The sequence below is a fragment of the Kribbella sp. VKM Ac-2569 genome (assembly GCF_004216905.1).
Taxonomy (GTDB): Bacteria; Actinomycetota; Actinomycetes; order Propionibacteriales; family Kribbellaceae; genus Kribbella.
The window spans coordinates 1,876,284-1,891,570 of record NZ_SGXJ01000001.1 but is presented as its reverse complement, the minus strand read 5'-3'; the positions used below and the strand labels follow the sequence as shown (position 1 = coordinate 1,891,570).

At 69.1% G+C, this 15,287-nt stretch carries 13 protein-coding genes; 5 read left to right on the top strand and 8 right to left on the bottom strand.

Annotation, left to right across the window (positions count from 1 at the left end):
• Positions 1-3 precede the first annotated feature (3 nt).
• The gene (locus EV649_RS08870) at positions 4-732 is read left to right on the top strand and encodes an SDR family oxidoreductase (RefSeq protein ID WP_130382292.1); all 729 of its coding nucleotides are present in this window, start codon (positions 4-6) and stop codon (positions 730-732) included.
• Here EV649_RS08870 and EV649_RS08865 read toward each other — a convergent pair.
• The gene (locus EV649_RS08865; protein WP_198682364.1) at positions 729-3,521 is read right to left on the bottom strand and encodes a LuxR family transcriptional regulator; all 2,793 of its coding nucleotides are present in this window, start codon (positions 3,519-3,521) and stop codon (positions 729-731) included. The two genes, EV649_RS08870 and EV649_RS08865, sit on opposite strands and share 4 nt — an antisense overlap.
• 170 nt (positions 3,522-3,691) lie before the next feature.
• Here EV649_RS08865 and EV649_RS08860 point away from each other — a divergent pair, with 170 nt between their 5' ends.
• A complete protein-coding gene (locus EV649_RS08860; protein ID WP_130382290.1) occupies positions 3,692-4,462 on the top strand; it encodes a glucose 1-dehydrogenase in 771 nt (256 codons plus the stop codon).
• On the opposite strand, the gene EV649_RS08855 is transcribed toward EV649_RS08860, so the two are convergent.
• Positions 4,459-5,247 (bottom strand): alpha/beta hydrolase, encoded by a 789-nt coding sequence (locus tag EV649_RS08855; RefSeq protein WP_130382288.1) that lies wholly within the window; start codon positions 5,245-5,247, stop codon positions 4,459-4,461. The two genes, EV649_RS08860 and EV649_RS08855, sit on opposite strands and share 4 nt — an antisense overlap.
• 24 nt (positions 5,248-5,271) lie before the next feature.
• Positions 5,272-6,735 carry a S8/S53 family peptidase gene (locus tag EV649_RS08850; protein ID WP_130382286.1) on the bottom strand — a complete coding sequence of 488 codons (1,464 nt, stop codon included), beginning with the start codon at positions 6,733-6,735 and terminating at the stop codon, positions 5,272-5,274.
• An 89-nt stretch (positions 6,736-6,824) separates the two neighbouring features.
• Between EV649_RS08850 and EV649_RS08845 the strand changes: the two genes are divergently transcribed.
• Entirely contained in the window at positions 6,825-9,407 is a 2,583-nt protein-coding gene (locus EV649_RS08845) for a CHAT domain-containing protein (RefSeq protein WP_130382284.1), read from the top strand.
• A gap of 1 nt (position 9,408) precedes the next feature.
• On the opposite strand, the gene EV649_RS08840 is transcribed toward EV649_RS08845, so the two are convergent.
• From EV649_RS08840 to EV649_RS08825, 4 genes are all read right to left on the bottom strand, one after another.
• Positions 9,409-9,867 carry a hypothetical protein gene (locus EV649_RS08840; RefSeq protein WP_130382282.1) on the bottom strand — a complete coding sequence of 153 codons (459 nt, stop codon included), beginning with the start codon at positions 9,865-9,867 and terminating at the stop codon, positions 9,409-9,411.
• A complete protein-coding gene (locus EV649_RS08835) occupies positions 9,845-10,471 on the bottom strand; it encodes a sigma-70 family RNA polymerase sigma factor (RefSeq protein WP_130382280.1) in 627 nt (208 codons plus the stop codon). Before EV649_RS08835 ends, EV649_RS08840 begins: the two co-directional genes overlap by 23 nt.
• A 77-nt stretch (positions 10,472-10,548) precedes the next feature.
• Positions 10,549-11,142: a hypothetical protein gene (locus tag EV649_RS08830; RefSeq protein WP_130382278.1), complete on the bottom strand. Its 594-nt coding sequence runs from the start codon at positions 11,140-11,142 to the stop codon at positions 10,549-10,551.
• Positions 11,129-12,565, bottom strand: coding sequence for a PASTA domain-containing protein (locus EV649_RS08825; protein WP_130382276.1), 1,437 nt, complete (start codon positions 12,563-12,565; stop codon positions 11,129-11,131). Before EV649_RS08825 ends, EV649_RS08830 begins: the two co-directional genes overlap by 14 nt.
• A gap of 97 nt (positions 12,566-12,662) precedes the next feature.
• On the opposite strand from EV649_RS08825, the gene EV649_RS08820 reads away from it, so the two are divergent.
• Both EV649_RS08820 and EV649_RS08815 read left to right on the top strand, forming a co-directional pair.
• On the top strand, positions 12,663-13,157 hold the full coding sequence (locus EV649_RS08820; RefSeq protein WP_130382274.1) for a SigE family RNA polymerase sigma factor: 495 nt from the start codon (positions 12,663-12,665) through the stop codon (positions 13,155-13,157).
• Complete coding sequence (locus EV649_RS08815; RefSeq protein ID WP_130382272.1) at positions 13,154-14,041, top strand: hypothetical protein; 888 nt, start codon at positions 13,154-13,156, stop codon at positions 14,039-14,041. Before EV649_RS08820 ends, EV649_RS08815 begins: the two co-directional genes overlap by 4 nt.
• Positions 14,042-14,048: 7 nt before the next feature.
• On the opposite strand, the gene EV649_RS08810 is transcribed toward EV649_RS08815, so the two are convergent.
• A complete protein-coding gene (locus tag EV649_RS08810; protein ID WP_130382270.1) occupies positions 14,049-15,275 on the bottom strand; it encodes an MFS transporter in 1,227 nt (408 codons plus the stop codon).
• Between the last annotated feature and the right edge of the window lie 12 nt (positions 15,276-15,287).

Below are 15,287 nucleotides of genomic sequence, written 5' to 3'. Positions count from 1 at the left end.
ACGATGAGCGACAGACTCGACGGACAGCTCGTGGTCGTGATCGGCGGAAGTTCTGGGATCGGGCTGGCCACGGCCCACCAGGCCCACGCGGCCGGCGCCCGGATCGTTGTCACCGGCCGCGATCCCGAGCGACTCGCCAAGGCCGCCGCCGAGGTCGACGCCGAAAGCGCGCCGACCCTGGACCTGGGGGATCCGGACCGTCTCGAGCAGGTCTTCGCCGACCTGCCCGCGGAGCTCGACCATGTCCTGGTGAGCGGCGGCGGGCCGTTCTACGCACCGATCGCCGAGCTGGACTTCGAGCAGGCGCAGCGCCTCCTCGACGAGGATCTGCTCGGAGCGCTGCGGATCGCCCGCCTGTGCATCGGACGGGTTCGTCCTGGCGGCTCCCTCACGCTCATCAGCGGTACCGGCGCCCGCCGGCCCGGCGTCGGCCTGAGTCTTGCCGCGATCGGAACCGTCGGGCTGCAGGCGATCGCCGCGAACGCCGCTCTGGAACTCACCCCGATCCGGGTGAACGCCGTCGCGGCCGGCTTCGTCGATACGCCGTTGTCGGCGCGGCTGCTCGGCGATCAGCTCGAGGAGCGGCGGGCCGAGCTGCGCGAAACGCTTCCGATCCGGCGTGTGGTCGGCCCGGACGACGTGGCCGCGCTGATCATCCACCTGATGACGAACACAGCCCTCACCGGTGCGACGTACGACGTCGACGGCGGCCAGCAGCTGCTCCGGAGCTAAACAGTCGCCTCGTGACCGGTCTGAGGCAGGGCCTCGCGCAGCTGTCTGCGCGAGCTGATCGAGAGCTTGTCGAAGATCTTGCGGAGGTGCCACTCGACAGTGCGAGGACTGAGGAAGAGCCGGGCACCCACTTCGGGGTTCGACAGCCCGTCACGGACCAGCGAGGCGATCTGGAATTCCTGCGGAGTGAGCTCGCCACCCGCGGTCGGTCCGCTCGCTCGTCGGCGTACCGTCTCTCCGGTCGCCTGCAACTCGCGACGTGCCCGCTCGCCGAACGCAGCCATGCCGATCGATGTGAACAGGTCGTACGCGCTGCGCAGCTCCGCTCGTGCCTCCCCTCGGCGAGTACGACGACGCAGCCACTCGCCGTACAGCAGGTGCGCCCGTGCCAGGTCAGGGCGCAGCCGGGTGCCGGTCAGTTGCTCGATCGCCTCGAGGTACGCACCTTCTGCGGTCTTGCCGTCGTCCAGCAAGCCCCGGGCGCGGGCCTCGATGCCGCGGCCCCAGCACTCGTCGGTGTCCAGCGTCTTCGCCTGTAGTTGCTCGAGTGCTGCGGCGGCCTCGCGCTGACGTCCGCTGCGTGCGGCCGCCTCGATCTGCTCGCTGAGCGCCCACGAGGACACGAACAGCTCCGGTGTGTCCTCGCTCGCCGAGATCGCCCACGGCAACGCCTCGTCGTGGCGGCCGAGACCGTTGAGTACGACGGACCTCGCCCAGCGCGCGTACTGCGCCGCCGTACCCTGCCCTTCGGCGGTCGCGCTCGCGATGGTCTCGTCGATCAACGGGAACGCCTCGTCCGGGCGTCCGCGCAGCGCTGCCAGCACCAGGCCGCCGTACGGCAGCACGTGCGTACCGGTGGCCTCTCGGACCGCGTCGGCCTCGGCCCAGAGCGAGCTAGCTTCGGCGAATTCGCCGGCCAGCGCAACGACCTGGCCGAGCACATTGACGCCGACAGCCAGGACCGCCAGCGCGCCGGCGGCACGTGCCACCTCCACCTGCCGGGTGGCGGTGGACCGGCATGCTTCGAAGTCCCACGCGGTCGCGGCCGCCGCGGTGGCCATCCATCCCCAGCGCAGAACCTCCTCGGTCGAGGCTTCCTGCTCGCCGAACGCGATCGCTGCTTGCTTCAGAAGCGGCACCGCGCGCGCCCGGCCCTCGGCGAACAGCAACGCGAACCCGTCCAGCAGGACATCGGAACTTCGCGTGGAGCTCTCGGACCGCGGCGCTGCCTCGGCGGCCAGCGACACCTCGCGCAGACCGGTGCCCGCGGCCAGCTGACCTGCGAACAGGGCGGCGCTCCAGGCATCGAGGTAGGTGTCGCGAGCGAGTTGTACGTCGAGCGTTTCAAGGGTTTTCGCGGCGCGCAGGAGCAGGCCGGGCGCGTCCCGGCCGCGCTGCTGCGCGTACGCAGCCTCGGCGCGGAGCAGGTCGATGCGGGCCCGCCCGAGGTCGTCGAGCTTCCCGGCCTCTGCCGTCGCCAGCAGCGCCCAGGCGGTCTCGAACGCGCCGGCCTGCAGACTGGCGTGCGCGCCGGCCAGCGCGCGTTCGGTCCGCCGGACCGGATCGCGGGTCAGGGCTACCGCGCGCTGCAGGAAGGCAGCCGCAGCAGCGAATCCGCCCCGGGCCTGAGCGCGGTCGGCGGACCGCTCGAGCTCGAAGGCGACGTCCTCGTCAGGTCCCGGCGCGGCCGCGGCCAGATGCCAAGCTCGCCTGTCGGGGTCGGCTGCCGAGTCTGTTGCTCCGGCCAGCGCCAGGTGCACCGCGCGGCGCTCCGTCTCGGAGGCCGATCCGTACAGTGCCGACCGGACCAGCGGGTGGCGGAACGTCACCCGCTCGCCCAGGCTCAGCAAGCCGTCGATCTCGGCGAAGGCTGCGTCGATCCCGAGTTGGTCGGCCGCCCGCCGGACGAGGACCGGGTCGCCGATCGGCTCGGCCGCCGCGACCAGAAGCAGCTGCCGGGTCGATGCGGGCAGGGCATCGGCTTGCCGCAGAAAACTTTGCTCGATGCGCCCGGGCAGCCCCCGTCCACCGAGTAGACCGAACCCTGCCGCGAGCTGAGTGGCCGTCAGGCCCCGGGGCAGTTCGAGCAAGGCCAGCGGGTTGCCGCCGGTCTCGGCCACGATCCGCTCGCGGACGGGTTCGTCGAGCAGGAACTCGACGGCCGATCCCAGCAGCGCCTGTGCCTCGTCGGCAGGCAATCCGTCGACCTGGAGCTCGGGGAGACCGTGGAGGTCCACGCCGATCTCGCGGGCGCCGAACAACAACCCGACCGATTCGGCGCCGATCCTGCGGGCGACGAAGCCGAGCGTCTGCGCCGTCGCCGTGTCGAGCCATTGCGCGTCGTCGACGACGACCAGCACCGGTTGTTCCCCGGCCAGGTCGGAGATCAGGCTCAGTACGGCGAGTCCGACCATGAAGCGGTCCGGAGCGGGACCGGGCGCCAGCCCGAACACCGTCGCGAGCGCCCGGCGCTGCGGTGCGGGAATCCGGTGCAGGCGATCAAGCAGCGGTGCGCACAACTGATGGAGCGCCGCGAACGCCAGCTCCATCTCCGACTGGACGCCTGCCGCCCGCAGCGTGGTGAGGTCCGCTGCGGAGTCGGTCGCGTAGGTCAGCAACGCGGTCTTCCCGACGCCGGCCTCGCCCCGGACGACGAGAACCCGGCTGGTGCCGTTGCGTACCTCGGCGAGCAGGCGGTCGAGGACCGCCCGTTCCGCCCGCCGGCCGAGCAGTCTTGCAGTTCGGGTTCGCTCCGGCTCCTGGCCGCGGACCCCGTCTCCACGTTCCACAGTCCGCCGCCTTCCCAGCGGTGTGCCTACCTCAGACCCATCGCAGTCTCCCCGACCCGCTACAGCCTAGGACCACGGACGCAGTACCGGAAGGAGGCTCGAGATGTGCCATCGTCGGCTGCGGCGACCGGTGACAATGGTGCGATGGCTATCGAAGCGGTGACTCGGTGATGGGTGTTCTCGAGAAGTTCTCGCTGGCCGGGCGGACGGCTTTGGTGACGGGTGGGTATCGCGGGCTCGGTCGGGCCTTCGCGACCGGGTTGGCCGAGGCCGGTGCGGACGTGGTGATCGGAGCGCGCGACGCCGCGGCGTCGCAGGAGGCGGCTGAGGCGCTGGCGCGGGAGACGGGACGGACGGTGATCGGCGTCGGCCTCGACGTCAATGACCGGGCCTCCGGCCGGGCGGCGATCCACGCGGCGTTGGACGCGACCGGGCGGTTCGACATCCTGGTCAACAACGCCGGAGCGTGCGTTCACCGGCCGGCCCTCGACGTACCCGACGACGAATGGGACACCGTGTTCGCCACGAACGTCGACGGCCTGTGGAAGCTCAGCCAGGAGGCCGCCCGGCACTTCACGACGGTCGGCGGTGGCACCATCGTCAACATCGGGTCGATCTCGGCGCAGATCGTGAACCGTCCACAGTGGCAACCGGCGTACAACGCCTCCAAGGCCGCAGTCCATCAGCTCACCAAGTCCCTGGCCGCGGAGTGGGCCCCGTTGAACATCCGCGTGAATGCCGTTGCCCCCGGCTACGTGAAGACCGAGATGGCACCGGTCGACGAGCCACAGTTCAAGGCCCGCTGGATCGACGACGTCCCGATGCAGCGGTACGCCGTACCCGAGGAGATAGCCCCCACCGTCGTCTTCCTGGCCTCGCCGGCCTCCAGCTTCATGACCGGCTCAGTTGTGGTGATCGACGGCGGCTACACCCTGCACTAGCGGTATCGGTCGAGGAATGGTGTGAGTTCTGCGAGGTACTGCTGGCGGTTGTCGCGGCGTACCGAGTGGCCGGTGCCGGCGATGTGTACGGCGCGGAACTCGCCGGCTGCTGCTTGAGCGCAGCGCTCGGCGTACTCGGTGGAGATCAGTGAGCCGCGTTTGGTGTCGCCGTGGATCAGCAGTACCGGGCACGTGATCTCGGCCAGCAGGTCGGTCAGCGGGCCTGCGTCGCGAAACGTCAGATCGAACAGTTGCGGGTTGACCTGCGCCTTCGACACGGCCCAGGGCTCGAGTTCGTCGTCAGGCCAGTCGGGGTCGTTGGATCGGCCCTGGGCGATCCGTGACGGCAGATCGAGTGCTCGGACGTCAGCGAGCCAAGGCGGCTCGGACCACGGTTCGTCGTGCCGGTCGCCAGGCGTTCCGGTCGGCGGGTCTTCCAGTACGACCGCACGGACCAGGTCCGGCCGCGACGCGGCCAGGTGGGCGGCCGCCATCGCACCCATCGAGTGGCCGACCACGACGATCCCGCCCTCATGGGGCTGGCTCGACAGCACGAGGGCGGCATCGTCGCGGTGTGCCTCATAGCGAATAGGCTCGTCCGGAAGCCCGGACTCACCGTGCCCACGCGCATCGATCGCGAGCGCCCGAATCCCAGGCATCCCGCGGATCACCGGCTCCCAGCACTGCGCCGAGTCGGAGAAGCCGTGCAGGAAGGCGACCTCTGCCGCCGCCTCATCGGTCCGGTACCACGCCAGATGACCTGTCCTGCCTCGCACACCGAACATGGTTGTGGACCCTAGCGCAAACACTTAGTGGGTGCAGGCGCAATCGCAGGTCGGGTGGCAGGGCTTGCGGGGCGTGGCGCAGACCTGGTGTGGGTGGAGGACCGGACCGACGCCTGAGGCCGCTTGGCTACGGGCGAGGCATAACAAGGATTCTGCGGCGAGGGGAGCGTTTTCGCCGGTTCCGGACATGCGTGCGGCGATCATCCCGGCGACCAGGGGTGCGGAGAACGACGTACCGCTCCAGCTGGCCAGCCCTTCGAAATGGCGCTGTTCATGGGGAACCTCATCTTCGAAACACTCGTAGTCGCCGACTGCGAAGGCGTTGACCAAGTCTTCGCCGGGTGCGTAGACATCGACCCAACCGCCGTAGTTGGAGAACGACGCTCGGCAGTTGCCGTCGGCGGAGAGCGCTCCGACGCCGATCACCCACGAGTACGCCGCGGGGAACGTCGGCTCGTACGTCGTGTCGTTGCCGGCCGGCGCGACGATGACGACGTTCAGGTGGCGCAAACGCGTGTCGTAGAAGGTGTTGAAGGTGAGCAACGGCCGATGGAACCGGGTGAAGCCATCGAACTCGCAGACGATGACCTCCGCACCGCAGTCCATCAGTTCGTTCATCTTCTGGATGATCTCGTCCTCGTAGGCCATCCCCGAGTCCGGCCGACAGGGGATGTATTCGGCCTTCTTGACATGGACCTTCGCTTTCGGCGCCACGCAGCGCACACATCCGGCAACAAACGTCCCGTGGCACGCGTACGGCCGGATGCGCGTGCTGCCCGGAGCCATGAAGGGATCCTCGGCTTCGCCGGTGACGCCCGCCATCCACGGCCACACCTGCACACCGTCGACCAGACCGCCGTCGACGACACCTACGAACACATCACGGCCGTCCCATCCGCGTGTCCCGCAACAGATCCCGTCACTCACCGGCGGCTCTGGGCACGCCGCCTTGCCGGGCACGCAGTCTGGCTCGGTGGCCGGGCAGGGGTGACCGTTGCCGCAGTACGGGAGCGCGTGGTTCGGTGACCACCCGCCGGGGCCGGCCCGCCGGTCCAGCTCGGCCAGTACGTTCGGCACCGACAGTGGATCGTCGTCGTTGTATTGCCCGTCGTAGTCGCCGCCGAAGCCGGAGTCACCGTCGGCCGCCTGCCGCGCCTCGCTCACCGCACGGTAGGTCCTGCCGTAGCGCCAGACCAGGCTCGTCACGCCGTCGATCACCGGCAGCAGGTCGATGACGACGTCGTCGGGAATGATCGGACTGCGTTCCTCGCTGGGCGTCACCGTGTCGCGCAGTGTCCTGATCACCAGATCGGTGTCGGCCGCGCGGACGAGGATCGTGTCCCGGCGGTAGAAGTACTTGACGTACCCGACCTCCTCCCAGTTGGCCGGGTACGCGGCCGTCGTACCGTGCCATCGCTCCTCTCCACCTTCTTCGGGGTCGTCCAGGATGAGGTGCAGGGCGTCTTTGAGGCGTTGGTCTGCTGGCATTTCGTCCCCCTAGTTGGTCAGAAACCTTCCAAAAACAAGGTGGTGCGGCGTACTACGATCGGAACATGGCTGGGTGAGGGGGCGGGGCTGTGGACGCCGACGAACTGCATGCGCTCGCACTGTCGCGGCCTGCTGACGCCCTGAAGCTCGCCCGCCAGGTTCTCGCGAACTCCCCGTCCGACGCGGATGCCGCGGCAGCACACAAAGCGGCGGGTGTCGTCCATCGCGACTTCGGTGACATCGGTGAGGCGGTGACCGAACTCAAGGCGGCGTACCGGCATGCTCGCAAGGCTGCGGATCCCGACCGCGAGGCGGACATCCTGGCGAGCCTCGGCGTGGCTCTGGTCATGGCCGGGCAGACCGGACGTGGCCTGGCCGTACTCGACTCGATCGTCCCCGGCCGGACCGGTGTGCTCGCCGGCCGCATCCTGGTCCGCCGGGTCTGGGTGCGCGGGGCGCTGCTCGGCAGGTACGCCGAAGCGCTGGCCGACGCCGAAGAGGCGGTCGAACTGCTGAGCGACACCGGTGACCTGATCTGGGAGGCGCGCGCGCTGACCCACCGGGCGATGGTGCTGCTCGCGATGGGCGCGATCGAGCGCGCCGATCTGGACTACGCCCGCAGCGAGCAGCTGTTCGCGAAGTGCGGTCAACAGGCCGAGTACGCCGACACCCGGCAGGCGCGTGGTGCCGCAGCCTTCGCCCGCGGTGACCTGCCGACGGCACTGCTGTACCTCGACGACGCACAACGGGTGGTCGACGAGCTCGGGGTCTTCGAGCCAGATCTGCTCGTCAACAAGTGCGTGGTGCTGCTGGCAGCCGGTCTGACGCGTGACGCACTCACCGAGATCAACAGTGCTCTGGAGCGGTTCGAGCACCAGCGCGGCTCCACGGCTCGACGCGCGGAGTTGTTGTACTGCGCCGGCCTGGCAGCGCACGCCGCCGGTGCTCTGGAGCTGGCCGAGAGCCGCAGCCGCGCCGCCATGAAGCTGTTCCGCCGCCAGCAGCGTCCGTGGTGGGCGGCTCGTGCAGAGCTTGCGTTGCTTCAATCCCGCTACGCGGGTGGTGACCGTACGGCGAGATTGCTGCGCACCGGCCAACGACTCAGCGGCGAACTCGACGGACTCGATGCGGACCTCGCGGTCGAGGCGCATCTGCTGACGGGCAGGCTCGCTCTCGCGCGTTCCGAGTCGGCCGAGGCCAGACACCACCTGAGCATCGCGGCCGGCGCGCGGAACCGCGGCCTTCGAGCGCGTGGCGCCGGCTGGCTCGCCCAAGCCACGCTCCACCAAGGCGACGGCCGGGCGCGTGCGATGCTGGCCGCCTGCCGGCAGGGCCTGAACCTGATCGAGGTCTACGTGCACACCCTCGGCGCCACCGAGCTTCGCGTCCTCGCCACTGCTCAGGGCGCCGAACTCGCCGCGATCGCGCTCCGGTACGCCGTCCAGCGCGGAAACGCCCGCCAAGTCCTCGAGTGGAGCGAACGCTGGCGCGCCACGGTGCTCGCGATCCCGCCGGTCCGGCCGCAGCAGGACGACGGCCTGGTCGCGGACCTCACCGCGCTGCGCAGCCTGACCTACCGGCTGGAGACCAGCCACGACCAACGACTCGGACCGGCTCCGCTGCATCGCGAACGCCGGCGCCTCGAATCCGCAGTACGACGCAGAGTTCTGGTAACGCCCGGCATCACGGGCGACCGGCCCGACCAGTTCCGCAGTGCCGACCTGCTGACTCATCTCGGCGACCGCAGTCTGGTCGAGCTCACCGACGTCGACGACCAGTTGTACGCGATGCTGGCGGCGCGCGGCCGGGTCCACCTCGAGTTGATCGGTCCCACCCAAGAGGCGACTCGTCGGTTGTCGCACGCGTTGTTCGCGCTGCGACGTGAGTCGACCGGACGCGGCGAGGACCGGCTCGACCTGGACGCCATCGGAGACCGCCTGGAGACGGCGCTCCTGGGCGACGTGGCCAAGCACTTGGCCGACGGCCCGGTGGTCGTCGTACCGACTGGCCGGCTGCACGCGGTTCCGTGGAGCCTGCTGCCGTCGTTGCGGCATCGGCCGACCTCGGTGGCCCCGTCGGCGGCCGCGTGGTTGCGCGCACAGAGCGCCGTACCGCCGGCGACCGAGCGAGTGGTGCTGATCGGCGGTCCGCAGTTGTCGACCGGACCGGAGGAGGTACGGCGACTCTCCGAGCTGTATCCGGATGCGGTGGTACTCACCGAGGGCGATGCGACGGCGGAATCAGTCCTGGAAGCGATGGACGGGGCGTCCTTGGTGCATGTCGCCGCACACGGCACGTTCCGCGCGGACAGTCCGCTGTTCTCGGCGCTCCAATTGGATGACGGGCCGCTGACGGTGTACGACCTCGAACGGCTGGATCGCGCGCCGTACCGAGTGGTGCTGTCGAGCTGCAGCTCCGCGCTCGGCGGACCCAGTGGTGCGGACGAGTTGCTCGGTCTGGTCAGTGCGCTGGTGGCGCTCGGGTCGTCCGGCGTTGTGGCGAGCGTCGTACCGGTGAACGACCCGGCGACGGTGCCGCTGATGCTCGGCCTGCACGGCAGGCTGCGGGCCGGTGACGATCTTGCCGAAGCACTTGCCCAGGCACGGGTGTCGGCCGGCGACGACCGGCCGGCGCGCACGGCTGGGCAGTCCTTCATCGCACTGGGGGCTTGAGTCATAGCCGCACCCAGTCGGTGACCACTCGACCGGTCGCCGTGTCGCAGCGCAACCGGATCGCATCGGCAGGCAACGACGGCAGTTCGAAGAAGCCGGACTCGTCGGCGCTGACGGAGTACTCCGTGCCGTCCGGGGTCTCGACGTGGATCTCGCCAGGGCCGGGCGGCAGGATCTGGCCGACCACTTCGTCCTGGTTCACCTCCAGCTCCATCGACAGCGGAGCGGAGGTGAACACCAACAATCGAGTCTGCCCGGGGTCGGCCCGGGTCGCCGCCACTGCCTCGAGCGACGAGTCGAACGTCAGGCTCGCCTGCAGGAGGTCCTCGTCGATCGTCCGCCAGGACAGCACGCCCTCGGCCTGCGCGGCGATCGTGTCTGCCAACGGTTGCGTACCGCGGACAGCCTCGGCGAGATCCTCGAGGAGGCGCTCGTCGTCATCCCAGAGTCGCCGCGTCATGCTGATCACCTCCGGACAACTCAGATCGCTCGGCGGATTCGACGTACGCCCGGACCCGCGGAGATCTGCGGAGCCGTTCGAGTGCGCGTGAGCGGGTGGGGCCGATGCTGCCTGCCGGTATCCCGGTGCGCTCGGTGATCTCGACGTACGACGGTCGCGGGTCCTCGAGCAGCAGCAACAGCAGGTCGCGCTGCCGGCGTGGCAGCTCGGCCAGCCCGGCCAGCAGCACCTCGTGCCGCTCGGCCCGGAACAGACCTTCGTCGGGTTCCTCGAGGTCGGCAGCGATCGCCTGGAAGCCCGGATCCAGCGGGTCGTTGGGCTCCAGCCGGCGCCCGGACGACAGGTACCGCAGCGCCTCGCGGCGGGCGGTCGTGACGATCCACCCCGGCATGGCTCGCGGTTCCTGCAGGCGGTCCAGATGCCCGACGAGCCGTAGCCACACGGTCTGCGCAACGTCCTCGGTCTCGCTCGGTGTCAGCCGGAACCGCCGGATGACGGACACGAGCAACGGCGCGTACCTGCTCACGAGTTCGCTCCACGCCTGTTGATCGCCCTCGGCTGCGGCGGCCACCAGAGCGGTGACCGGTGAAATTTCGTCTTCCACTCCGCCGCCCCCCTTGATGTCGTGTCCCTACTGGACGGACCGCGCCGGAGTACTTCCAGATACATGCCAATCCAGCTTCAGACCGGTTGCGCTGCGTAGGCCGATGCCGGCAGGAGCCGCAGGCCGGTGTGCAGCTTCACCAACTCCTGAAGCGCGTACGTCGCCGAACGTTTGAAATCGAAGCCGTGTGCGCCGAGGGTCACCTCGGCGGAGCAAGCGCCTGGACTCAGCCCGACGAGCAGGCCGCCCTGGACGGTCAGCCGGAGGCTCTCCAGCGTGAAGAGCAACGTGAGATCGAAGGTGAGCGTGACCGGGGGCTGCTGGTCGACGGTGACGTCCACCTCTGGGTGATGGATCGACGAGATCTCGTGCTTGGCCAACGTGACGTACTCGGGCGACCCGGCGCCCGCGACCGTCGCGTTCGCCGCCTCCTGGAGCTCACGATGCGTCCGCCAGGCCCACAGGATCGGCTCACCCAGGTCGCGATCGAAGGTCGCGGTGAGTGCGTGGGTCACCGGAGCCGACACCAGCCAGGCGACTGGACCGAGGTGCGGCGCCCGTTCGAGTACTTTGCTCCTGGTGATCAGGCCCTTCAGCTCGGCGGAGGTATCCGGGCTGGTCTGGTTGAAGTGCGAGGCGATGGTGATCTGGTGGCTGCTACTGGTGTTCATCGGATTTCTCCTGCAGGGACTGGCGCCCGCGCTCAAGGCGAGCATTGATGCGGATTCGGTGTGCCGGGCCGGACTCGTGGAGCTGCGGGATCCCCAGAGTCAGCCGCTCGGCTACGTGGATTTGAGGCACTGGTTTCGGCTTCGGGTCCCTGCCCGGTCGGTGCCTGATACGGCTGATGGTCCCGGCTGCCAGGACGGCCGTCCCGAGCAGCAGCGGCACCAGCCACGACGGCCAGTTCGACTCGTCGGCGGCGAACTCCACCGTCACGGTCGCTCCCGTTGGGACGAGCTCCCCGGCGCGCGGCTGTTGGCTGATGACCTGTCGATCGCGACCTGAAGCATCACGTCCACCGATCAGATCGAAGATCAGCTCGACGCCCTCGACTGCGCCACGGGCCTCGTCCTCACTGCGGTTGAGCAGGTCCGGAACCGGTACGAGTTTCGGCTTCGGCGCACGGGTGACGTCGACGGCAACGACGGTGCCGACGTCGACCTCGGAGCCGGCTCGCGGACGCTGGTTCAGGACGATTCCCGGGGCGCTGCCGGGACGGACCACTCGAGACTGGAACTTCAGCCGAGCCACCCCGACCGCCTGCTTTGCGGTGGATTCGAGCCGGCCGACGAGATCCGGCACAACTGTGCGGACCACGACTGGCGGTGGCAGGGGCGGTGTCGGGACGACGGTGGTTGGTGGTGGTGCGGGCACCCGGCGTACGTCGGCTGTCACGGTCGTGGTGCGTTCGACCAGCTCGCCTGGTTGCGGTTGCTGGCTGACCACCCGACCGGGCTGCTGACCGTCCTTGAGGATCCGCTCCTTGTATTTGAGTCCGGCGTCCTTGACCAGGGCCGCGGCCTCGTCCTCGGTGCGCTCGATCAGATCTGGCACCGGCACAAGCACCGGCTGGACGGGCTTCTCGAGGATCAACGTGACTGCTCGCTCGAACACCACATAGTCGCCGGCACCGGGACGCTGCAGGCGGACTATCCAGTCGGCAGCTCCGTCCGACGGCGACGTTCGTACGGCGAGGCCGAGTCGCGTCACGGTCTGTCCGGCGAGACGGAGGGTCTTCCCGACGAGGTCGGGCATCGCCACGCCGAGCGAGAGATGAACGAGCGAAGTGGTGCCGCCGTCGGGGTCGTTCTCGGTGCGGGTGTTCTGCGCGGCGACGACGACGGTCTGCTCATCGACGTCGGCGGGCTTGTCGTTCACGACCTTGCAGTCGTAGCCGTCGTCTCGGAGACTCTCCGCTGCTTTTTCGGCTGACTGGCCAAGGACACCGGGAGGAGGATCTGACGGCGAGGGGAGCCAATGGCCGGTGCAGGTCTCTTGTGAAACGGCTGCGGCCGTGGTTCCGGCCAGCAGCAGCGTCGCGACCGAAAGGGCTGCCGCGGCGATCAGGTACTTGGCGCGATGGATACTCACACTCCCCTGACCGAGCCATCGGCCCGGTTGATACCCGGATGCAACCAACTTCGGCCTCGGAGGCGTGTCTAACCCGGTATCAAGGATGGGAGATCAGATGAGTGATCGGGACGCGGCGTTCGAGGCGTACTTCGCGGCACGTTCCGACGCCATGCGCGGCACGGCGTACCTGCTGTGTGGCGACTGGCATCGCGCGGAAGACCTGGTGCAGCAGACCTTCACGAAGATCTACCTGGTGTGGCGCCGGATCCAGCGGCACGAGGCGATGGACAGCTACACCAGGCAGACACTCATACGTACGTTCCTGTCCGAGCGGCGCCGGGGGTGGTTCCGGCACGAGTCGGTCGCGTCCGAGGCGACCGATCGGGCGGCGCCGTCGGCCGACCTCGCCGACGAACGGCTCGTGTTGCTGGAGGCACTGGTGAAGGTGCCGCCGCGGCAACGCGCCGTACTGGTCCTGCGGTACTGGGAGGACCAGTCCGTCGAGCAGACGGCTGCGCTGCTCGAATGCTCGGCCGGAAATGTCAAGAGCCAGGCCGCACGCGGGTTGGCGACGCTGCGCGGTCTGCTGGAAGAGGAGAAGGTTCGATGAACGAAGAGGATCTCAACGAGGCACTGCACGACGTGATGGTGCGCAGCAGTGCACCGCCGTCGATGGATCCTGCGCACGCTCTCGAGCAGGCCCGCCGGGCGCGCAAGCGGCGCAGGGCGACGTGGGCCGGGCTCGCCGTCGTACCGCTGGTGGTTGGCGTCGCGGCCGGTCCCGCACTGGTCGCGAACCTCACCGGTGACCGGTCGGTGGGCCAGATGGTGGCGGGCGGCCCGGCCACACCGTCGGCATGGCCGTCGGCATCCACACCGCCGCCGGTCTCCACTGTGGCGCCGACGAATGCGCCGAAGACCCGGAAGACTGGTGACCCGTGGCCGGAGGGCCAGGTGGACCGTACGGCGAGCGCGGGGCCTCGCGCCGATCGGGCCGTCAAGCTGATGAACGACCTGACCTCGTCACTACCGGCCGGGTTCACCTCGCCGGACCTCAAGTACCCGGAAGGCGGCCCGATGAGATGGCCGCAGAGCCAGTACGCGTCCAATGACGGGGAACCGGACTACTGGGAGTACTCAGCCTCCATCCCGGTGCAGAAAGACAACCGGGTCGGCAAGTTGCTCGCAATGTCGACCACGCCCAACGGCAAACCGGCGACCGACCCATGCACGCTGGCAAAGGGTTTCTGGGGCGGAACCGGCACCTGCGCCGTCGTGGACGTCGCCGGCAAGAAGGTCGGCGTACTGACCGCCAAGGCCGGCAGCGACTACGACCAGTGGGCCGCCTACCGGTACGACGACGGCACCGTCGTGTACTTCGCACAGGCCAAGAAGAGCGATCGCACGGGCCGATCCCCGCTGACCCAACCGGTGTTCACCGCCCGCCAACTGGCCGAGCTGGTGACGTCGCCGAAGTTCAAGATCAGCACCTGACGATTTGTCAGTCGTGGACCGGTGTGGCTCGGCATCGGTGCGCTGCGAGGATCTCGCGGCGGCGTGCGGATGGTGGGCAGAAGAGGATGGAGATTGCGACCACTGAGGCCGCCGCGAGCAGCGTGGTGGGGTAGCCGGATCGGTTGATCAGGAGTCCGGCCGCGGCTGGACCGGCGATGGTGCCGATGGTGAGTGCGGTGTTGATGGCGGCGAGCCCGGCTGAGGGGCGTGAGACGAAGACCTCGGCACTCCAGATGCCCTGGGTCGCAATCAGTGCACTGTAGAAGGTTCCGAACAACACCGCGGCCAGCAGGACGAGGATGAACTGGCGGGCTCCGACGCCGATCAGGACCAGTGCTGTGGTGAGTAGTGCGCAGGCGCCGAGGTAGCTGTTCCGCAGGCCGATGCGGTTGACGACCGATCCGCTCAGCGAGGCGAGGAGGCTGGCGGCACCGCACACCGCGTAGGCACTCTTGGCCTGTCCTGCTGCAAGTCCGGCCGCGTGCAGGGCCTCGACACTGAAGGTCCACCACACAGCGCTGCCGGCCCCGATGAGGACGGAGGAGAGCAGTAACGGGCGAGACTTCGGGCAGACGAACCAGGTCCAACTCAGCTGTGGCAGCCGAGGTCGGCGCGAGTCTCGACCTCGCGATGGCGCGCACACCGTCGCGAGGATTCCCGCGCCGACCGCCAGCACGACGAATACCAGCCAGGCGAACCGCCAGTCGTCTCCGAAGCCGATCGCGACCGGTCCTCCGATCGCGACTCCCCATCCGGTTCCTGAACTGATCGTCGACCACACCAGGGCACGCCGGGCCTCCGGCACGTGCTGAGCCACGATGTCGGCGTACGGCGGGAATGCCAGACCGGCCGCGGTGCCGGCGACGACCACGCCGACCTGTGCGGCGAACGAGGTGCCGGCTGTCGCGACGATCGTCATCCCGGTGGCCGCGAGTACCGCCGCGAGCCCGATCGGCCATCGCGGGCCCAGCTTGACGGTCATCCAGATCACGGACAGGTTCGCGATGAGGTACGACACGTACCCAGCCGAAGCGATCAGCCCGGCGGCGCGCGGTGTGATGCCCAGGTCGGCCTGCATCTGCGGCAGCAGCAGCCCGTATCCGTAGCGCGCGAACCCGAACGTGACCGCGATCATCGCGACACCAGGCACGACCGTGCGCAGAACATGCCCGTTTTGTACCGATGCCCCAGTGCGGGCCGCAGCTTCGCTCATCGTCCTGCTTTG

Bases quoted from the DNA above. Each gene is read 5' to 3' on its own strand.
- EV649_RS08820 (WP_130382274.1), top strand. From the start codon at position 12,663: ATGAGTGATCGGGACGCGGCGTTCGAGGCGTACTTCGCGGCACGTTCC.
- EV649_RS08850 (WP_130382286.1), bottom strand. From the start codon at position 6,735: ATGCCAGCAGACCAACGCCTCAAAGACGCCCTGCACCTCATCCTGGAC.
- EV649_RS08810 (WP_130382270.1), bottom strand. From the start codon at position 15,275: ATGAGCGAAGCTGCGGCCCGCACTGGGGCATCGGTACAAAACGGGCAT.
- EV649_RS08830 (WP_130382278.1), bottom strand. From the start codon at position 11,142: ATGAACACCAGTAGCAGCCACCAGATCACCATCGCCTCGCACTTCAAC.
- EV649_RS08870 (WP_130382292.1), top strand. From the start codon at position 4: ATGAGCGACAGACTCGACGGACAGCTCGTGGTCGTGATCGGCGGAAGT.
- EV649_RS08840 (WP_130382282.1), bottom strand. From the start codon at position 9,867: ATGACGCGGCGACTCTGGGATGACGACGAGCGCCTCCTCGAGGATCTC.
- EV649_RS08815 (WP_130382272.1), top strand. From the start codon at position 13,154: ATGAACGAAGAGGATCTCAACGAGGCACTGCACGACGTGATGGTGCGC.
- EV649_RS08860 (WP_130382290.1), top strand. From the start codon at position 3,692: ATGGGTGTTCTCGAGAAGTTCTCGCTGGCCGGGCGGACGGCTTTGGTG.
- EV649_RS08855 (WP_130382288.1), bottom strand. From the start codon at position 5,247: ATGTTCGGTGTGCGAGGCAGGACAGGTCATCTGGCGTGGTACCGGACC.